Origin of the sequence: Micrococcus sp. MS-ASIII-49 (assembly GCF_000946635.1) — a bacterium.
Lineage (GTDB): Bacteria > Actinomycetota > Actinomycetes > Actinomycetales > Micrococcaceae > Micrococcus > Micrococcus luteus.
Genome location: NZ_JXSP01000066.1, coordinates 1 through 16,986, shown reverse-complemented (window position 1 = coordinate 16,986; position 16,986 = coordinate 1). Strand labels below are relative to the sequence as shown.

At 75.6% G+C, this 16,986-nt stretch carries 14 protein-coding genes and 1 pseudogene; 12 read left to right on the top strand and 3 right to left on the bottom strand.

The features are described from left to right. The first annotated feature begins 128 nt into the window (after nt 1-128). The 3 genes from SJ20_RS05165 to SJ20_RS05155 are packed head-to-tail and all read left to right on the top strand — an operon-like array spanning nt 129 to nt 4,839. The gene (locus tag SJ20_RS05165) at nt 129-1,937 is read left to right on the top strand and encodes a dynamin family protein (RefSeq protein ID WP_044659171.1); all 1,809 of its coding nucleotides are present in this window, start codon (nt 129-131) and stop codon (nt 1,935-1,937) included. Further along, complete coding sequence (locus SJ20_RS05160; RefSeq protein WP_036338076.1) at nt 1,934-3,694, top strand: GTPase; 1,761 nt, start codon at nt 1,934-1,936, stop codon at nt 3,692-3,694. The genes SJ20_RS05165 and SJ20_RS05160 overlap by 4 nt, the downstream gene beginning before the upstream one ends. Continuing rightward, nucleotides 3,691-4,839 (top strand): thiamine-monophosphate kinase, encoded by a 1,149-nt coding sequence (locus SJ20_RS05155; protein WP_044659169.1) that lies wholly within the window; start codon nt 3,691-3,693, stop codon nt 4,837-4,839. Before SJ20_RS05160 ends, SJ20_RS05155 begins: the two co-directional genes overlap by 4 nt. 27 nt (nt 4,840-4,866) lie before the next feature. Here SJ20_RS05155 and SJ20_RS05150 read toward each other — a convergent pair whose 3' ends face one another. Continuing rightward, nucleotides 4,867-6,333, bottom strand: coding sequence for a UDP-glucose/GDP-mannose dehydrogenase family protein (locus tag SJ20_RS05150; RefSeq protein WP_036312925.1), 1,467 nt, complete (start codon nt 6,331-6,333; stop codon nt 4,867-4,869). A 122-nt stretch (nt 6,334-6,455) separates the two neighbouring features. Continuing rightward, nucleotides 6,456-7,232, bottom strand: a complete 777-nt coding sequence (locus SJ20_RS05145) for an IclR family transcriptional regulator (protein ID WP_078026043.1) — start codon at nt 7,230-7,232, stop codon at nt 6,456-6,458. Between the two features lie 228 nt (nt 7,233-7,460). On the opposite strand from SJ20_RS05145, the gene leuC reads away from it, so the two are divergent. The 6 genes from leuC (at nt 7,461) to SJ20_RS05115 (ending at nt 13,950) form a co-directional block, all read left to right on the top strand. After that, complete coding sequence (leuC, locus tag SJ20_RS05140) at nt 7,461-8,915, top strand: 3-isopropylmalate dehydratase large subunit (protein WP_044659168.1); 1,455 nt, start codon at nt 7,461-7,463, stop codon at nt 8,913-8,915. A gap of 3 nt (nt 8,916-8,918) precedes the next feature. Then, a complete protein-coding gene (gene leuD / locus SJ20_RS05135) occupies nt 8,919-9,524 on the top strand; it encodes a 3-isopropylmalate dehydratase small subunit (RefSeq protein WP_036338085.1) in 606 nt (201 codons plus the stop codon). A gap of 172 nt (nt 9,525-9,696) precedes the next feature. Next, nucleotides 9,697-11,025, top strand: a complete 1,329-nt coding sequence (gene murA, locus SJ20_RS05130; protein ID WP_044659167.1) for a UDP-N-acetylglucosamine 1-carboxyvinyltransferase — start codon at nt 9,697-9,699, stop codon at nt 11,023-11,025. A 98-nt stretch (nt 11,026-11,123) separates the two neighbouring features. Then, nucleotides 11,124-11,780, top strand: coding sequence for a 1-acyl-sn-glycerol-3-phosphate acyltransferase (locus tag SJ20_RS05125; protein ID WP_235281260.1), 657 nt, complete (start codon nt 11,124-11,126; stop codon nt 11,778-11,780). Then, on the top strand, nt 11,777-12,814 hold the full coding sequence (locus tag SJ20_RS05120) for an NAD(P)H-dependent glycerol-3-phosphate dehydrogenase (RefSeq protein ID WP_044659166.1): 1,038 nt from the start codon (nt 11,777-11,779) through the stop codon (nt 12,812-12,814). The genes SJ20_RS05125 and SJ20_RS05120 overlap by 4 nt, the downstream gene beginning before the upstream one ends. After that, nucleotides 12,811-13,950, top strand: a complete 1,140-nt coding sequence (locus SJ20_RS05115; protein WP_044659165.1) for a D-alanine--D-alanine ligase family protein — start codon at nt 12,811-12,813, stop codon at nt 13,948-13,950. The genes SJ20_RS05120 and SJ20_RS05115 overlap by 4 nt, the downstream gene beginning before the upstream one ends. Nucleotides 13,951-13,967: 17 nt before the next feature. Here SJ20_RS05115 and SJ20_RS05110 read toward each other — a convergent pair whose 3' ends face one another. Beyond that, nucleotides 13,968-14,447 (bottom strand): DUF3515 family protein, encoded by a 480-nt coding sequence (locus SJ20_RS05110; protein WP_044659164.1) that lies wholly within the window; start codon nt 14,445-14,447, stop codon nt 13,968-13,970. Nucleotides 14,448-14,536: 89 nt separating this feature from the next. On the opposite strand from SJ20_RS05110, the gene SJ20_RS05105 reads away from it, so the two are divergent. The 3 genes and pseudogenes from SJ20_RS05105 to SJ20_RS05095 all read left to right on the top strand — a co-directional run. Beyond that, entirely contained in the window at nt 14,537-15,661 is a 1,125-nt protein-coding gene (locus SJ20_RS05105) for an LCP family protein (RefSeq protein ID WP_044659163.1), read from the top strand. Then, complete coding sequence (locus SJ20_RS05100) at nt 15,658-16,698, top strand: DAK2 domain-containing protein (protein ID WP_044659162.1); 1,041 nt, start codon at nt 15,658-15,660, stop codon at nt 16,696-16,698. Before SJ20_RS05105 ends, SJ20_RS05100 begins: the two co-directional genes overlap by 4 nt. Then, nucleotides 16,688-16,986: pseudogene (locus tag SJ20_RS05095) on the top strand (ATP-dependent DNA helicase RecG); the annotation flags it as partial. The gene SJ20_RS05100 and the pseudogene SJ20_RS05095, both read left to right, overlap by 11 nt.

Below are 16,986 nucleotides of genomic sequence, written 5' to 3'. Positions count from 1 at the left end.
GGTTCAAATCCCGCTGGGGTCACCCGAGTGACAGGAAGCCCGGTCCCTGCGGACCGGGCTTCCGTCGTCTCCGTCCGCCGGGCCGGCGGGATGGGCGGCCGGCGCGCGCCCGTGAGACGATGGCCCACGTGCCACACACGGATCAGAACGTCCCAGACCTCGGTGTCGACACGGCCGTCCGCCGCGTGCGCGAGCACCTCGCCGCGCTCGAGTTGCCCTTCGAGACCGTCACCGCAGGGCAGGACCGCGCCGAGCGAGAGCGCACCCTGCACCAGATCGACGACTACGTGCTGCCCCGCCTCGACTCGCTCGACGCGCCGCTGCTGGCCGTCGTCGGCGGCTCCACCGGTGCGGGCAAGTCCACGCTGGTGAACGCGCTCGTCGGCCACGAGGTCTCCCGCTCCTCCGCCCTGCGGCCCACCACGCGGCAGCCGCTGCTGCTGCACAACCCCGCCGACGCCCACTGGTTCACGGGCCCGCGGGTGCTGCCCGACCTCGCCCGCGTCAGCGTGCACCGCGACGCGGCCGCCGGCCCCGTCGAACCCGACCAGTCCGCGATGGACACGGTCGCGCTCGTGGCCGAGCCCGCACTGCCGTCAGGCATCGCCCTCGTGGACGCCCCGGACATCGACTCCGTGGCGGACCAGAACCGCGCGCTGGCCCGGCAGCTCCTCGAGGCCGCCGACCTGTGGATCTTCACGACGACGGCGCACCGCTACGCCGACGCCGTGCCCTGGCAGCTGCTGGACGAGGCCGCCGCCCGCGACATCACCGTGGCCGTCGTGCTCGGCCGCGTGCCCGAGGGCGCGGCGGAGGACATCACCCCGGACCTGCGGCGCATGCTCACCGAGCGCGGCCTCGCCGACGCCCGGATCCACGTGATCCCCGAGACCCGCTTCGACGAGCGCGGTCTGCTCCCGCAGGAGCACGTCGCGGGCCTGCGCGCCTGGCTCGAGACCCTCGCCGCCGACGCCCAGGCGCGCGGCGCCGTCGCCCGCCGGACCGTGGACGGCGTGCTGGGCCAGCTGGCCGCCCGCGTCGCCGACCTGGCCCGCGCCGAGGAGGAGCAGCGGCACGCCGCGGACCTGCTCGCCCGGATCGTGGGGGACTCCACGGACCAGGCCGTCGGCCGGGTCCACGAGGCCACCTCGGACGGCACGCTGCTGCGCGGCGAGGTGCTCTCCCGCTGGCAGGACTTCGTCGGCACGGGGGAGTTCTTCCGCGGCGTCGAGACCACGATCGGCCGGCTGCGGGACCGCCTCGGCGCCCTGGTGCGCGGGCGCCCGGCCCCGCCCGAAGAGGTCGAGACCGCGCTCGAGACCGGCCTGCACGCCGTGATGGTCGAGGCGGCCGCCGCGGCCGCCGAGCAGATCGAGCGGCGTTGGGCGTCCGAGCCGGCGGGCCGGGCCCTCGTGGCCGGGCGCGACCTGGGCGCCCTGGCGCCGGACACGTCGGCGCGGGCGGCCGACGTCGTGCGGGACTGGCAGTCGGACGTGCTGGCGCTGATCCAGGAGGAGGGCGCGGGCAAGCGCACGCGCGCCCGCCTGGCGGCCACCGGCGTGAACGGCGCGGCCGTGGCCCTCATGATCATCTCGTTCGCCTCCACCGGCGGACTCGCGGGCATCGAGGTCGGCATCGCCGGCGGCGCCGCCGTCGTCGGGCAGAAGCTGCTCGAGTCGATCTTCGGCGAGGACGCCGTGCGCCGCATGGCCCGGCGTGCCGATGAGCTGCTCGAGCACCGAGTGCGGGCCTTCCTCGAGACCGTGCTCGCGGACCGCTTCCTGCCGCTGCTCCACCTCGAGCGCGAGCCGCAGGCCACCGAGGAGCTGCGCGCCCTCGTGCCGGTGCTGCGCCGCGGGGTGGCCGCCGGCGTCGACGGCCCGACCGGGCCCGAGCACGCCCCGTCCGCCGCCGAGGCGGGGGAGGAGCCCCGATGAGCCGCCGCGACACCCCCGCCCTGGCCCCCCGCCTGGACGCCCTCGGCGAGGCCGCCGAGCTGGCCGCGGGCCGCCTGCCCGAGGACGTCGTGGCCGGGGCCGACGCCGTCGTGCGCGCGGCCGGGGAGCGCCAGGCACTCTCCGCGGAGCACACCGTGGTCGGGTTCTTCGGGGCGACGGGCTCCGGCAAGTCCTCCCTGTTCAACGCGCTCACCGGCCGCGACCTGGCCCGCGTGGCCGCCACCCGGCCCACCACGTCCGAGCCGCTCGCCGCGGTCTGGGGCGTGGGCCGGGGACAGGGGTTGGACCCGGACGCGGAGCACGGCGACGGCACCGGCGAGGGCGGCGGCGCGGCCGCGCTGCTCGACTGGCTCGGCGTGCGCCGCCGCCACCTGCTGGACGAGGCGCCCGTGCTCGACGACGGCCGCCCCGGCTTCCTCGGCTTCGGCCGCCGTGACGGCGCCGACGCCACCGGCCTGATCCTGCTGGACCTGCCGGACATCGACTCGGTCGAGCGGGGCAACCGCGAGATCACCTCCCGGCTGGCCGGCCACGTGGACGTGCTGGTGTGGGTCGTGGACCCGGAGAAGTACGCGGACGCCGTGCTGCACCGCGAGTTCCTGGCGACCATGGGCTCGCACGCGGCCGTCACCCTCGTGCTGCTCAACCAGGTGGACCGGCTCTCGGTGCGTGACCGGGACGTCGTGCTGGCCTCGCTGCGCCGGATGCTCTCCGGCCACGGCCTCGGCGACGTCCGGGTGCTGCCCGTGTCCGCGCGCACGGGGGAGGGCCTCGAGGAGGTCGGCCGGCAGGTCGCGGCGATCGTCGCCCAGCGCGGCGCGGCCGCCGAACGCCTGGGCGCGGACGTCGCGGCCCGTGCCGCGGACCTCGCCGCCGCCTCGGGCGAGGGCGAGCCGGCCGGCGTCGGGCCCGGGGACGAGCAGCGGCTCGGGCGCGAGCTGGCCGTGGCCGGCGGCGTGCCGGCCGTCGTCCGGGCGGTGGAGGGCTCGTACCGGCTGCGCTCGGCCAAGCGCACCAGCTGGCCCGTGCTGCGCTGGATGCACTCCTTCCGCGCGGACCCCCTGCGGCGCCTGCACCTGATGCCCGAGAGCGCCGCCCCCCGCCGCGACCGGGACGAGGTCGCCCGCGACCCCGCGCTGCACCGCACCTCCCTGCCCGAGCGCTCGGGCACCCAGCGGGCCGTCGTCGACGGCGCGGTCCGCACGCTGGCCGCCGCGGCCGGCGCGGGAGCCTCCGAGCCGTGGGCCGCCGCCATCCGCCGCGCGGGCCGGGAGCACGCCGAGGAGCTCCCCGGCGCCGTGGACCAGGCGATCGCCGCCACCGACCTCGGGGCCGGTCGGGGCAGCTGGTGGCACCCCGTGCTGGACGTGCTGCAGTGGCTCGCCCTCCTCACCGCCGTCGTCGGCGCCGGCTGGCTGGGCGTCCTCGCCCTGGCCGGGTACCTGCAGTTCCCCCTGCCGCCCGCCCCCACGGTCGAGGGCTTCCCCCTCCCGACGCTGCTGCTCGTCGGCGGCCTCGCGCTCGGCGTGCTCCTGGCCCTGCTGGCGATCCCCCTGACCCGGTGGACCGCCGCGGCGCGGGGACGCCACGCGCGCCGCCGCCTCGAGGAGGCGACCACCGACGTCGGCCGGCGGCTCGTCGTCGACCCGGTGCGCGCCGAGGTGGACCGCTTCCGCGCCTTCCGCGACGCCCTCGCCCGGGCCTCCGGCGCCCCGGTCCGGCGGGGCCGCCGATGACGGTGCGCGACCCCGCGGCCGCGGCGGGGGCGACCGTCGGCGACCTCACGGAGGCCGAGCTGCTGGAGGTCGTCCTGACCGGGCTCGCCCCCGCCGTCCGGGACGGCCACTGGCCCGCCGGCACCGTCGCCCCGGGCGACGACGCCGCCCTCGTGCCCGCGCCCCGCGGCGGGACGCTCATCTCCACGGACGCGATGGGGGAGGGCACGGACTTCCTGCACCGCTGGCCGGCCGGCCCCCGCACCCGCGGCCACGACGCCGGCTGGAAGGCCGTCGCCCAGAACCTCTCGGACGTCAACGCGATGGGCGGGACCGCCTCCGCGCTCGTCACCGCCCTCACCCTGCCGCCGACGACGCCGGTCGCCTGGGTGCGGTCGTTCGCCGCGGGCATCGTGGGCGCGGTGCGTCACCTCGGCGCGCCGGACTGCCGGGTGGCCGGGGGCGACCTGGGCACCGGCGGACGGGTCCACGCCGCGGTGACGGTGCTCGGGGACCCGCACCCCGGCGGAGTGCTGTGCCGCACGCCGGCCGCGGCGGACCGGGACCGCGTGCTCGCCGAGGGCGCCGACCTCGTCCATGCCCAGGCGGTGCCGGACGGTCCCCGGGCCGCCGCGCCCCCGGGGCCGGGGTGGGCCGCCGCCGGGCTCGCCCTGCTGCTCACCGACCGCGCGGAGCTGGAGCGACGGGCGGACGCCCTCCCCGCCGCCGACCGGCCGTCACCGCGGGAGCTCGCCCGCGCCGTCCGCGCCCAGCTGCGACCCCGCCCGCCGCTGGCCCTCGGACCCGCCGCGGTGACGGCCGGCCTGCTCACCCTCATGGACGTCTCCGACGGCCTGGGCAAGGACGCGCACCGCATGGCGGCCGCCACCGGCGGGGCCGGACCCGCGCCGGCACCGTGGCTGGACGAGGCCTGGCTGGCGGCGACCGCCGCACCCCTGCGCCGCGTGGCCGCCCTGGCCGGGACCAGTCCGGAGGCGCTCGTGACCGGCGGGGGCGAGGACTACGGCCTCCTGGGGCTGGCGTGGCCCGAGACCGAGCTGCCCCGGGGGTTCACGCGGATCGGCCGGCTCGTGCCGGACGGGGCCCGGCCGCCGACCGGGCACCGGCCCCTGTCCGAGTCCGGCTGGGACCCGTTCGCCGGCTGAGCGCCCGGGCCGGGGTCCGCGGGCGGGTCAGGCCGCGCGGAGGAGTCGCTCCGGGTCGAAGCGGTGGCCGAGGCCGATGACGTCCCACCCGTGCTCGCGCCACGCGGCGACGTCCAGGACGTTGCGCCCGTCGATCAGCAGGCGGGAGGCCACGCGTGCGCCCACGGTGTCCGGATCCATCTCGCGGAACTGGCGCCACTCGGTCAGCAGCAGGGTCAGCTCGGCGCCGTCCACGGCCGCCTCGAGCGAGTCCACGTAGTCGAGCCGCGGGAAGCGGGCGGCCGCGTTGGCATTGCCCTCGGGGTCGTACACCCGGACGTCGGCGCCGGCCGTGTAGAGACGGTTGGCGACGTCGAGGGCGGGGGAGTCCCGGACGTCGTCGGAGTCCGGCTTGAACGTGACGCCCAGCACGGCGATCCGCGTGCCGTTGAGCACCTGCACGCTCGCGGGGGTGGGGGCGGGCCCGGAGGCCTCGGCCCGGCGGATCCGGCCGTCGCGAGCCGCGGAGAGCACCTGCACCGCCAGGTCCACCACGCGGTCACGGCGGCGCAGGTTGATGTCGTCCACCTCCGCCAGAAACCGCATGGTCCGGTCCAGGCCCAGCTCGGAGACGCGCGCCTGGAGCGCGCGGATGTCCTTGGGCAGACAGCCGCCCCCGAACCCCACGCCCGCGTTGAGGAACCGGCGTCCGATCCGCGCGTCGTGGCCGATCGCGTCCGCAAGGGTGCCGATGTCCCCGCCCACGTTCTCGGTGATCTCCGAGAACGCGTTGATGAACGAGATCTTCGTGGCCAGGAAGGCGTTCGCGGCCACCTTCACCAGCTCGGCCGTCTCGAGGTCCGTGCTGATCCACGGGGTGTCGTCCGCGAGCTGCCGCGCGTAGACCCGGCGCAGGATGCCCGCGGCGCGGGGCCCGTGCGTGCCGATGACGAGGCGGTCCGGGGTGAGCGTGTCCCTCACGGCGAAGCCCTCCCGCAGGAACTCGGGGTTCCAGGCGAGCTCGACCTCGCCCGGCAGCCCGGCCTCGGCGCGCACGGTGCGCACGAGCTCGGCCAGGCGGCGCGCGGTGCCCACGGGCACGGTCGACTTGCCGACGATCAGCGCGTCGCGGTCGATCGCCGCAGCGAGGGAGGCGACGGCGGCGTCCACATAGCTCAGGTCCGCCGCGGTCTCGCCCACCTTCTGCGGGGTGCCGACGCCGATGAAGTGGACGTCCGCCCAGCGGGCCGCCTCCGCGACGTCCGTGGTGAAGCGCAGCCGCCCGGAGGCGACGTGGGTGCGCAGCAGCTCGGGCAGGCCGGGTTCGTGGAAGGGCACCTCGCCGCGGGCCAGGCGCTCGATCTTGGCCGGGTCCACGTCCACGCCGAGGACCTCGAAGCCCAGCTCGGCCATGCACGCGGCGTGCGTGGCGCCCAGATAGCCCGTGCCGATCACGGACAGCCGCGGCGCGGCCTCCTGCTCGGCGGGGGCGGCGGGCGCGGTCGTCTCGGTCACGGCGGACTCCTCGGTGGTGCGGGGGCGGCGGTCGGGGACCTGGCTGACGCTAGGCCCCGCGGGTGAACGCGGGAAGAACGGGGTGTCTCGGCGGCGCGTCCCGTCGGTGGCGCGGGCGGGCCTCAGGCCTCGCCGGCGCGGATGAGCTCGGTGAGCCGCGTCGCGGCGGAGACGACGGCGTCCGCGTGCAGCCGGCCCGGCTGTCGGGAGAGCCGCTCGAGGGGGCCGGAGATCGAGACCGCCGCGATGACGCGGCCGCTGGGACCGCGCACCGGCGCCGACACCGAGGCGACCCCGGGCTCGCGCTCGGCCAGGGACTGGGCCCAGCCGCGCCGCCGCACCGCCGCGAGGACGGTGGGTGTGAACACGGCGCCGGCCAGCCCCTCGACGAGCCGCTCGTGGTCCTCCCAGGCCAGGAGCACCTGCGCGGCGGAGCCGGCCTTCATGGACATGCGAGCGCCCACGGGGATGGTGTCGCGCAGGCCCCAGGGCCGCTCCGCGCTGGCCACGCACACGCGGGAGTCCGCCTGCCGACGGAACACCTGGGCGCTCTCGCCCGTGGCGTCGCGCAGCCACAGCAGCACCGGGCCGGAGGCCGTGGTGAGCCGGTCCTCGCCGGCGGCGGAGGCGAGCTCGGCGAGGCGGGTGCCCAGCACGTAGCGGCCCTGCAGGTCCTTGCCCACCATGCGGTGGTGCGTGAGGGCGGCCGCGAGCCGGTGCAGCGTGGGCCGCGCGATCCCGGTGGCGATGACGAGCTGGGCGAGCGTGGCCGGGCCGGACTCGAGCGCGTCAAGGATCGCCACCGACTTGTCCACCACGCCGACACCGCTGGGATGCCGGTGGAGCGAGGGGCCGATGAGGTCGTCCTCGGTGGGCGGGCGCACGGGCTCGGTGGTCATGGGGTGATCGTAGTCGTCTCACTGCGCGGACGGCCGGGGATGTCGGCGCGCGACGTGCGCGACCGGGCCGGCCTCCGCCGCGTCCGGCATGTGAGACGAAATCTCACGATGTGGAATATCGCGCCGCGTGGTCGAGAACAGCCCCGCCGCGCCCCACAGTGGTCCGTGAGCACCGGCGCCCCGCGCCGGGCGACGACTGACAGGTGCGTGAGCAGGAAGGTGCGGCACATGACGACGGCGACGACGCGGCCCAGGACGCTGGCCGAGAAGGTCTGGGACGAGCACGTGGTGGTGCGCGGCGGGGGCGAGGGCGCCTCCCGCACCCCCGACCTGCTCTACATCGACCTGCACCTCGTGCACGAGGTGACGAGCCCGCAGGCCTTCGAGGGGCTGCGTCTGGCCGGGCGTCCGGTGCGTCGGCCCGACCTGACCATCGCCACGGAGGACCACAACACCCCGACGCTGGACATCGACCAGCCGATCGCGGATCCCACCTCGCGCACCCAGATCGAGACCCTGCGGGCCAACTGCGCCGAGTTCGGCGTCCGCCTGCACCCGTTGGGCGACGCCGAGCAGGGCATCGTTCACGTCGTCGGCCCCCAGCTGGGCCTGACCCAGCCCGGCCTCACCGTGGTCTGCGGCGACTCCCACACCTCCACCCACGGTGCGTTCGGCGCCCTGGCGTTCGGCATCGGCACCTCCGAGGTCGAGCACGTCCTGGCGACCCAGACCCTGCCGCTGAAGCCCTTCAAGACCATGGCGGTCACCGTGGACGGCACGCTGCGCCCGGGTGTGACGGCCAAGGACATCATCCTCGCGGTCATCGCGAAGATCGGCACGGGCGGGGGCCAGGGCTTCGTGCTCGAGTACCGCGGTGAGGCCATCCGGAACCTCTCCATGGAGGGCCGGATGACCATCTGCAACATGTCCATCGAGGCCGGCGCCCGCGCCGGCATGGTCGCCCCGGACGAGACCACCTTCGCCTACCTGAAGGGACGGCCCCATGCCCCCGAGGGCGCCGACTGGGACGCCGCCGTCGAGCACTGGCGCACCCTCGCCACGGATGAGGGCGCGGAGTTCGACGCCGAGGTGGTCATCGACGCGGACACGCTGGAGCCGTTCGTCACGTGGGGCACCAACCCGGGTCAGGGCGTGAGCCTGAACGACACCGTCCCCGCGCCCGAGGACTTCACCGACCCGGTGGCCCAGGAGGCGGCCCGCAAGGCGCTGTCCTACATGGACCTGGCCCCCGGCACGCCGATGAAGCAGGTCGAGGTCGACACCGTCTTCATGGGCTCGTGCACCAACTCCCGCATCGAGGACCTGCGGGCGTTCGCCGAGGTCGTCCGGGGCCGGCGCAAGGCCGAGGGGCTGCGCGTCATGGTCGTGCCGGGCTCGGCGCGCGTGCGTCTGCAGGCCATGGACGAGGGCCTGGACAGGGTGTTCGAGGACTTCGGGGCCGAGTGGCGGTTCGCCGGCTGCTCCATGTGCCTGGGCATGAACCCGGACCAGCTCGCCCCGGGGGAGCGCTGCGCGTCCACCTCCAACCGCAACTTCGAGGGCCGGCAGGGCAAGGGCGGACGCACCCACCTGGTGTCCCCGGTGGTCGCCGCGGCCACCGCCGTGCTGGGCCGCCTCGCCAGCCCGTCCGACCTGCCCGCCCTCACCCTCCAGGAGGCCTGAGCCATGGAGAAGTTCACCACCCACACCGGCGTCGGCGTGCCGCTGCGCGCCTCGAACGTGGACACGGACCAGATCATCCCGGCCGTGTACCTCAAGCGGATCTCCCGCACGGGCTTCGAGGACGCCCTGTTCGCAGGCTGGCGCCAGGACCCCGACTTCATCCTGAACACCGAGCCGTTCAGCGGGGGCACCGTGCTCGTGGCGGGCTCGGACTTCGGCACCGGCTCCTCGCGCGAACACGCCGTGTGGGCGCTCAAGGACTACGGCTTCCGCGCCGTGATCTCCCCGCGCTTCGCGGACATCTTCCGCGGCAACTCCGCCAAGCAGGGGCTCGTCGCGGCCCAGGTGGAGCAGGAGGACGTCGAGCGCATCTGGAAGGAGCTGGAGAACCGTCCCGGGACCCCGGTCACCGTGGACCTCGTCACACGCACCGTCGAGTGCGGGGATGTGACCGCCCCCTTCCAGATCGACGACGACACCCGTCACCGGCTGCTCGAGGGCCTGGACGACATCGCCGTCACCCTGGGGCACCAGGCCGAGATCGACGCCTACGAGGCGGACCGCCCCGCGTACAAGCCCACCACCCTGCCGGCCCGCACGGCCGGCTGACCGGCCGCCGCCGGGAGCGCACCATTGCCGCGCGTGCCCGGCGACGCCCTATGCTGGGAGGCGATTCCGGGACCGCCCGCCGCACACGGCGGGCGGTCCCGTTCAGAGACCTCCCCGCTCCGGCGGAGTGGCCGAGACCGTGGCCCTGCGGCCGCGCTGAGGAAGGACGCGCATGGCGAAGCTCTTGACCATCCATGGCGGCAAGCCGCTGACCGGTGAGGTGACCGTGCGCGGCGCCAAGAACCTGGTGCCCAAGGCCATGGTGGCCGCCCTGCTCGGCAACTCGCCGTCCGTGCTCCGGAACATCCCCGAGATCAAGGACGTGGACGTCGTCAGCTCCCTCCTCGAGATCCACGGCGTGTCCGTGGAGTGGGACAAGGAGACCGGGCGGATCACGATGGACCCGGCCGGGGTGAAGTCGGCCCTGACCGCCGAGATCGACGCCCACGCCGGCGACTCGCGCATCCCGATCCTCTTCTGCGGCCCGCTCATGCACGCGATCGGGGAGGCCTTCATCCCCGACCTCGGCGGCTGCAAGATCGGCGACCGCCCGATCGACTACCACCTGGCCGTGCTGCGCAACTTCGGCGCCGTCGTGGACAAGCGCCCGGGCGGCATCTCCATCTCCGCCCCCAAGGGCCTGCACGGCGCCAAGCTCGAGCTGCCGTACCCCTCCGTCGGCGCCACCGAGCAGGTGCTGCTGACCGCCGTCAAGGCCGAGGGCATCACCGAGCTCAAGGGCGCCGCCGTCGAGCCGGAGATCCACGACCTCATCGCCGTCCTGCAGAAGATGGGCGCGATCATCACCGTGCAGACGGACCGCACCATCCGCATCGAGGGCGTGAGCGAGATGCGCGGCTACAACCACATCTCGCTGCCCGACCGCAACGAGTCCGCCTCGTGGGCCTCCGCCGCCCTGGCCACCCGCGGGGACATCTACGTCCGCGGCGCCGAACAGCGCGACCTGACGGCGTTCCTGAACACCTACCGCAAGATCGGCGGCGAGTTCGACGTCGTCGACGACGGCATCCGGTTCTGGCACGCCGGCGGCGATCTCAACCCGCTCGTGCTCGAGACGGATGTGCACCCCGGCTTCATGACCGACTGGCAGCAGCCCCTCGTGGTGGCGCTGACCCAGGCCAAGGGGGTCTCCATCGTGCACGAGACCGTGTACGAGAACCGCTTCGGCTTCACCGACGCCCTCGTGCGGATGGGCGCCTCCATCCAGCTGCACCGCGAGTGCCTCGGCTCCGTGCCGTGCCGCTTCGGTCAGCGCAACTTCCTGCACTCGGCCGTGATCTCCGGCCCGACGCCGCTGCACGGCGTCGAGTTCGACATCCCGGACCTGCGCGGCGGCTTCTCCCACCTGATCGCCGCCCTCACCGCCGAGGGCACCTCCACGGCGACGGGCCTGGAGATCATCAACCGCGGCTACGAGCACTTCATGGCGAAGCTCGAGGGCCTCGGCGCCGACGTCGAGCCGACCGAACGCGACCGGTGAGCGGCGTGGACGCGCAGAGCCCTGCCGCCGCGGGGGGTCGTCCGACGCGTGCCGCGCGGGCCCCCTACGTGATCCCGGGGGTGATCGTGCGACCGGCGATGCGGGCCCTCGTCCGCCAGGTGTGGGAGGGGACCGAGCACCTGCCCGAGACCGGCGCGATCCTCGCCGTCAACCACATCTCGGAGGTGGACCCGCTCTCCGTGGCCCACATGGTCTACAACCAGGGCCTGCTGCCGACCTTCCTCGCCAAGGCCGAGCTCTGGAAGGTGCCCGTGCTCAAGCAGGTCCTCGAGGCCACCCGCATGATCCCGGTCGAGCGCACCCGCGACGGCGGCCGCTCGCTCGCCGCCGCCCGCGAGGCCGTCGCCACGGGCCGGGCGATCATCGTCTACCCGGAGGGCACCGTCACCCGCGATCCCGACGGCTGGCCCATGGCCGGGCGCAACGGGGCCGTGCGCCTCGCCCTGCAGACCGGCGCCCCGCTCATCCCCGTCGGTCAGTGGGGCATCCAGGAGCTGCTGCCGTACGGCGGCCGCTCCCTCCGCGTCCTCCCGCGCAAGACCGCCCGGATCCGGGTCGGCGCGCCCGTCGACCTCGCGGACCTGCGGGACCGCCCCGTGACGGCGGCGACCCTGCGCGAGGGCACCGGCCGCATGATGGCCGCGATCACCGACCTGGTCGCCGAGCTGCGCGGAGAACCGGCCCCGGAGGGCCGCTGGGATCCCACGGCCGGAGCGCGGGTGGCCGGGGCATGAGCGATCCGCGCACCGTCGCCGTCCTCGGGGCCGGCAGCTGGGGGTCGGCCTTCGCCCGCGTCCTGGGCCTGAGCACCAGCCCCGAGTCCGCCCGCGCGTCCGAGATCGTGATGTGGTCCCGGCGGGCCGAGGTCGCCGAGGCCATCACCGAGCGACACGAGAACCCCGAGTACCTGCCCGGCATCACCCTGCCCACCTGCGTGCGCGCCGTCACCGACGCCGCCGAGGCGGTCCGGGGCGCCGGCGTCGTGGTGGTGGCCGTGCCCGCGCAGCACGTGCGCGAGACCCTGCACGCCGTGCGCGCCGACCTGGCCCCGGACGCCGTCGTGGTCTCCCTCGTCAAGGGCCTCGAGCGCGGCACCGACGCGCGGATGTCGCAGGTCTGCGCGGAGGAGCTGGGCCTCAGCCCGGACCGGTTCGCGGTGGTCTCCGGACCCAACCTCGCCCTCGAGATCGCGCGCGGCGAGCCCACCGCCACGGTGGTCGCCTCGGCCTCGCGCGCGACGGCGGAGCGCATCGCCGCCCTCACGGCCGGCCGGACCTTCCGGCCCTACACGAACACCGACGTCGTGGGCGTGGAGATCGGCGGTGTGGTGAAGAACGTCATCGCGCTCGCCGTGGGCATCTGCGACGGGCAGGGGCTGGGGGACAACTCCAAGGCCTCCGTCATCACCCGGGGCCTGGCCGAGACCACCCGGCTGGCCGTCGCGCTCGGCGGCGACCCGGCCACCATGGCCGGGCTCGCCGGCCTGGGCGACCTCGTGGCCACGTGCGCCTCGCCCCTCTCCCGCAACCGCACGGCCGGCCGCCACATCGGCACCGGCCTCAGCGCGGAGGAGGCGGTGGCCGCCATGAGCCAGACGGCCGAGGGCATCAAGTCCGTCTCCGCCATCGTGCACGCCGCCCGCGCCCACGGTGTGGAGATGCCCATCAGCGAGCTGATGGACCGGGTGGTCGCCGGGGACGTGGCCGTGGACCGCCTCGCCGAGCTGCTGCTCGCCCGTGACCTGAAGTCGGAAGGACGCACCGCATGACCGCCACCCCCGCCCCGGAGGCCGCCGCCGACGCGCGTCCCCGCGTGCTCCTGCTCTTCGGCGGCCGCTCGAGCGAGCACCCCATCAGCTGCGTGACCGCGGCGGGCGTGCTGCACGCGGCCGACCGTCAGCGCTGGGACGTCGTGCCGGTGGGTGTGGCCCGCTCCGGCCTGTGGTCGCACGACGAGCTGGACGTGGCCTCGTTCCGCCTGGACGGCGACGCCCTGCCGGAGGTGCCGGAGCCCGAGGCCCCGGTGAGCCTGCGCGCCCTGCCGGACGGCACCGTCGAGCTGACCGCGGCCGACGGCTCCTCGCTGGGCCCGGTGGACGTCGTGTTCCCGCTGCTGCACGGCCCCTGGGGCGAGGACGGCACCCTCCAGGGCATGTTCGAGTCGCTGGGTCTGCCCTACGTGGGCTGCGGCGTGCTCGCCTCCGCGGTCGGCATGGACAAGCACTTCATGAAGGTCGCCTTCCAGGCCGCCGGCCTCGAGGTCGGCCCGTGGGAGACCATCACCGCCCGCGACTGGGCGCGCGATCCGGAGGCGGCCCTCGCCCGCGCCGGGGCGCTCGCCTACCCGCTGTTCGTCAAGCCCGCCCGCGCCGGCTCGTCCTTCGGCATCACCCGCGTCACCGAGCCCGCGGGTCTGCGCGCCGCCGTCGAGGAGGCCCGTCGCTTCGACCCCAAGGTCGTGGTGGAGGCGGGCATCGTCGGCCGCGAGATCGAGTGCGCCGTCCTCGACGGGCACGGCGCCGCCGCCCCGCGCGCCTCGCTGCCGGGGGAGATCGTCGTGGCCCACGACGAGGGCGAGACGCAGTTCTACGACTTCGAGTCGAAGTACCAGGACACCGGCAGCACCCAGCTGTCCTGCCCGGCCGAGCTGCCGGAGGAGGAGATCGAGCGACTGCGCGCCCTGGCGATCCGCGCCTTCGAGGCCGTGGACGGGTCCGGCCTCGGCCGCTGCGACTTCTTCTTCACCCCGGACGGGCGCTGGGTGGTCAACGAGATCAACACCATGCCGGGCTTCACGCCCATCAGCATGTACCCGGCCATGTGGGAGCGGACGGGCCTGTCCTACGACGATCTGATCTCGGAGCTGCTGGACCTCGCCCTCGAGCGGGGCGTCGGCCTGCACTGACGCGGCCCGCGCCGGTCTCAGCCGACGGGTGTGGCGTCCTGCACGCTGACGCAGCCGCCGCTGGGCTCGATCTGCGCGACCGCCGAGGACAGGCCCACCATCACGGTGTCCGAGCTGGCCTGGTCCTTGCCGAACAGCACCTCCACGGCCGGGTCACGGCCGTAGGTGGTGATCCGCCAGTTCTCGTCCTCGTCCCGGACGACCCAGTCGATCCCGTCCACGGAGATGCAGCGGTCCGTGGTGGGGCCGGGGACCTCGGCGCCGCAGCGCAGGACGACGGCGGCCGGGTCGCCCCACACGGCCGTCGCCTGGCTGTCGGTGGGGCGCAGGTCGAGGTCGCCCAGGGCGTCGGGCATGGCCACCATGGCCGGGGCACACGCCGGGTCAGCGGCGTGGGGCGCGGCCTCCACCGTGGCCACCCGTCCGGTGCAGGCCGTGGCGCCGAGGGCGATCGCGGTCAGGAGGGGCACGAGACGACGCAGACGGCGGGATTCCATCCGCCCAGGATACGCGCGGCGCCGGGACCCGCGGGGGCCCGTGCCCTAGCATGGGCGAGACCGTTCCCGTCCCCGCCTCAGGAGCCCACGTGAGCAGCACCGCGGACCCCCGCCCCCGCCCCCCGCAGGAGGACGTCGCCGTCGGGCGGCGCCGCCGTCGTCGCCGCCCGTGGCTGATCGCCCTGGCGGTCGTGCTCGTGGCACTGCTGGCCGTGGGCATCGCGGCGGCGGTGTACGTCGGCGGGATCGCCCGGACCATCGACCAGGACACCCAGCGCTTCGACGGCGGCGCGTTCCCCGCCGAGTCGGGCCGCCCGGGCGCCGCGGGGGCGTCCGCCCAGCAGCCCACCGCGCCGCCGCCCGGCATGGACGCGGAACAGGCCGCCGAGGGCGCCCAGGGCCCCGTCGCCCCGGGCGCGGACGAGAAGGCGGACGAGCAGGCCCTCGACGTGCTGCTCGTCGGCGAGGACGCGGGCGCGGAGGGCCGTGACTCCGCCGGCCGATCGGACACCCTCATGTGGGTCCACGTGCCCGGGGACCGCAGCGAGATCCAGGTCATGTCCATCATGCGTGACATGTGGGTGCCGATCCCGGGGCACGGGGACCACAAGGTCAACGCCGCCTACCAGTACGGCGGCATCCCGCTGACGGTGGCCACCGCGGAGAACATGTTCCAGGCACGCGTGGACCACGTGATCGCCGTGGACCTCGCCGGCTTCAAGGGCCTCGTGGACGCCCTGGGCGGCGTCAGCGTGGACAACCCTGCCGCCTTCGTCTCGACCGGCGGCATCGACTTCCCCGCGGGCACCGTGCAGATGGACGGGGACAAGGCCCTGGCCTACGCGCGGGAACGGTACAACCTGCCGCGCAGCGACTTCGACCGCGTGGAGAACCAGCAGCGCCTGGTCAAGGCCATCGTGGCCGCGTTCCTCTCGCGGGACACCCTCTCGGACCCGAGCCGCGTGCAGGCCGCCGTCGAGGAGTTCGCCCCCTTCCTGACCCTCGACGACGAGCTCGACTCCGGCACCCTCGCGAACCTGGCGTGGTCCCTGCGCGACGCGCGCGACGCCCCGATCGTGACCAGCACGGTGCCGTCCGTGGGCGTGGGCTATACGGACACCGGCGAGGACGTCGTGTGGCCGGACTGGGCGGCGATCGCCCGCCTGGGCGAGGGCATCCGCACCGGCACCCTGGGGGAGGCCGTCGCGCAGTGAGCACGCCGTCCCGGCCGTCACTGGTACGGCACTGGCTCGCGCTCGCGGAGGAGCTCGTGGGCCGGGCCGCGCCGCGACTCGACGCCCTGAACCTCTTCCCGGTCCCGGACGCGGACACGGGCACGAACATGCTCGCCACGCTGACGGCGGCCCGCACCGCGGCCGACGCCTGCCCCGCACAGGACGACGCCGGCGCCGTGCTCGCGCACGCGGGGGCGGCCGCGCTGGACTCGGCCCGGGGCAACTCGGGCATGCTGCTGGCGGTCAGCCTGGCGGGGATGGCCGAGCCCCTGCGCGGCCGGGAGCGTGTCGACGCGTTCGCCCTGGCGGCGGCATTCGGGGCCGCCGACCGGGCCGCCCGGCAGGCCCTGTCGGATCCGCGCGAGGGGACGATCCTCACGGTGCTCTCCGCGGCCGCCCGCAGCCTCGCGCGCTCGTCCACCCAGGCCCCCGACACCCCCGCGGTGGCCGGGGACGCGGACCCGGCCGTGCGGCTCGGCCCGGCCGTGACCGTCATGCTGGCCGACTGCGTGCAGGCCGTGGAGGAGACCGAGTCGTTGCTCGCCCCGCTGACCGGGGCGCAGGTCGTGGACGCCGGTGCCGTCGGGCTGCTCTGGGTGTTCGAGGCGCTGCGCGCCGTCGTGACGGGCACGCCCGTGGACGAGGAGCTGGCCACCGCCCTCCCCGGCTACGGCGAGGGCGTCCACGCCGCGGAGGGCGAGCCCGCCGCCGCGGCGGAGGCGCCGGCCGAGGGGGCCGTCGAGGTGATGGGCACCCTGACGCTCACCCCGCTCGCCGCGGCCGAGCTGCGCCGACGGCTGGCCGACGTGGGGGACGCCGTGATCCTGGCCCCCCTCGGGACCGCCCGTGACGGGCAGGGCCGGGTCCCGTGGCGGGTCCACGTGCACGTGCCCCGCGCCGAGGACGCGATCGGCCCCCTGCGGGCCGCCGGCGACGTCGAGGGCCTGACCGTCACCGACCTGGCCGGGCCGTCGCACGGCGACGACGCCGCACCGGACGGGTGCCATGGCCGCTGAGGCCCCCGTCACCGACCTGCCCCTGTCCGAGGTGCTGGGCGGGAAGCTGCCCGCCCGCCTCGAGAAGGAGCTCGGGCTGACCACGGTCGGGGACCTGCTGGACCACGTGCCGCGCCGCTGGATCGAGCGCGGCGAGCTCACCCCCATCGCCGCGCTGCCGCACGACGCCGAGGTGACCGTCGTCGCCGTCGTGGAGTCGGTGACCACGCGGCGCATGCACAGCCGGCCCGGGTTCATCGTGGACGTCACCGTCGCGGACCCGTCCGTGGCGGGGGGGCCGGGGGGGGG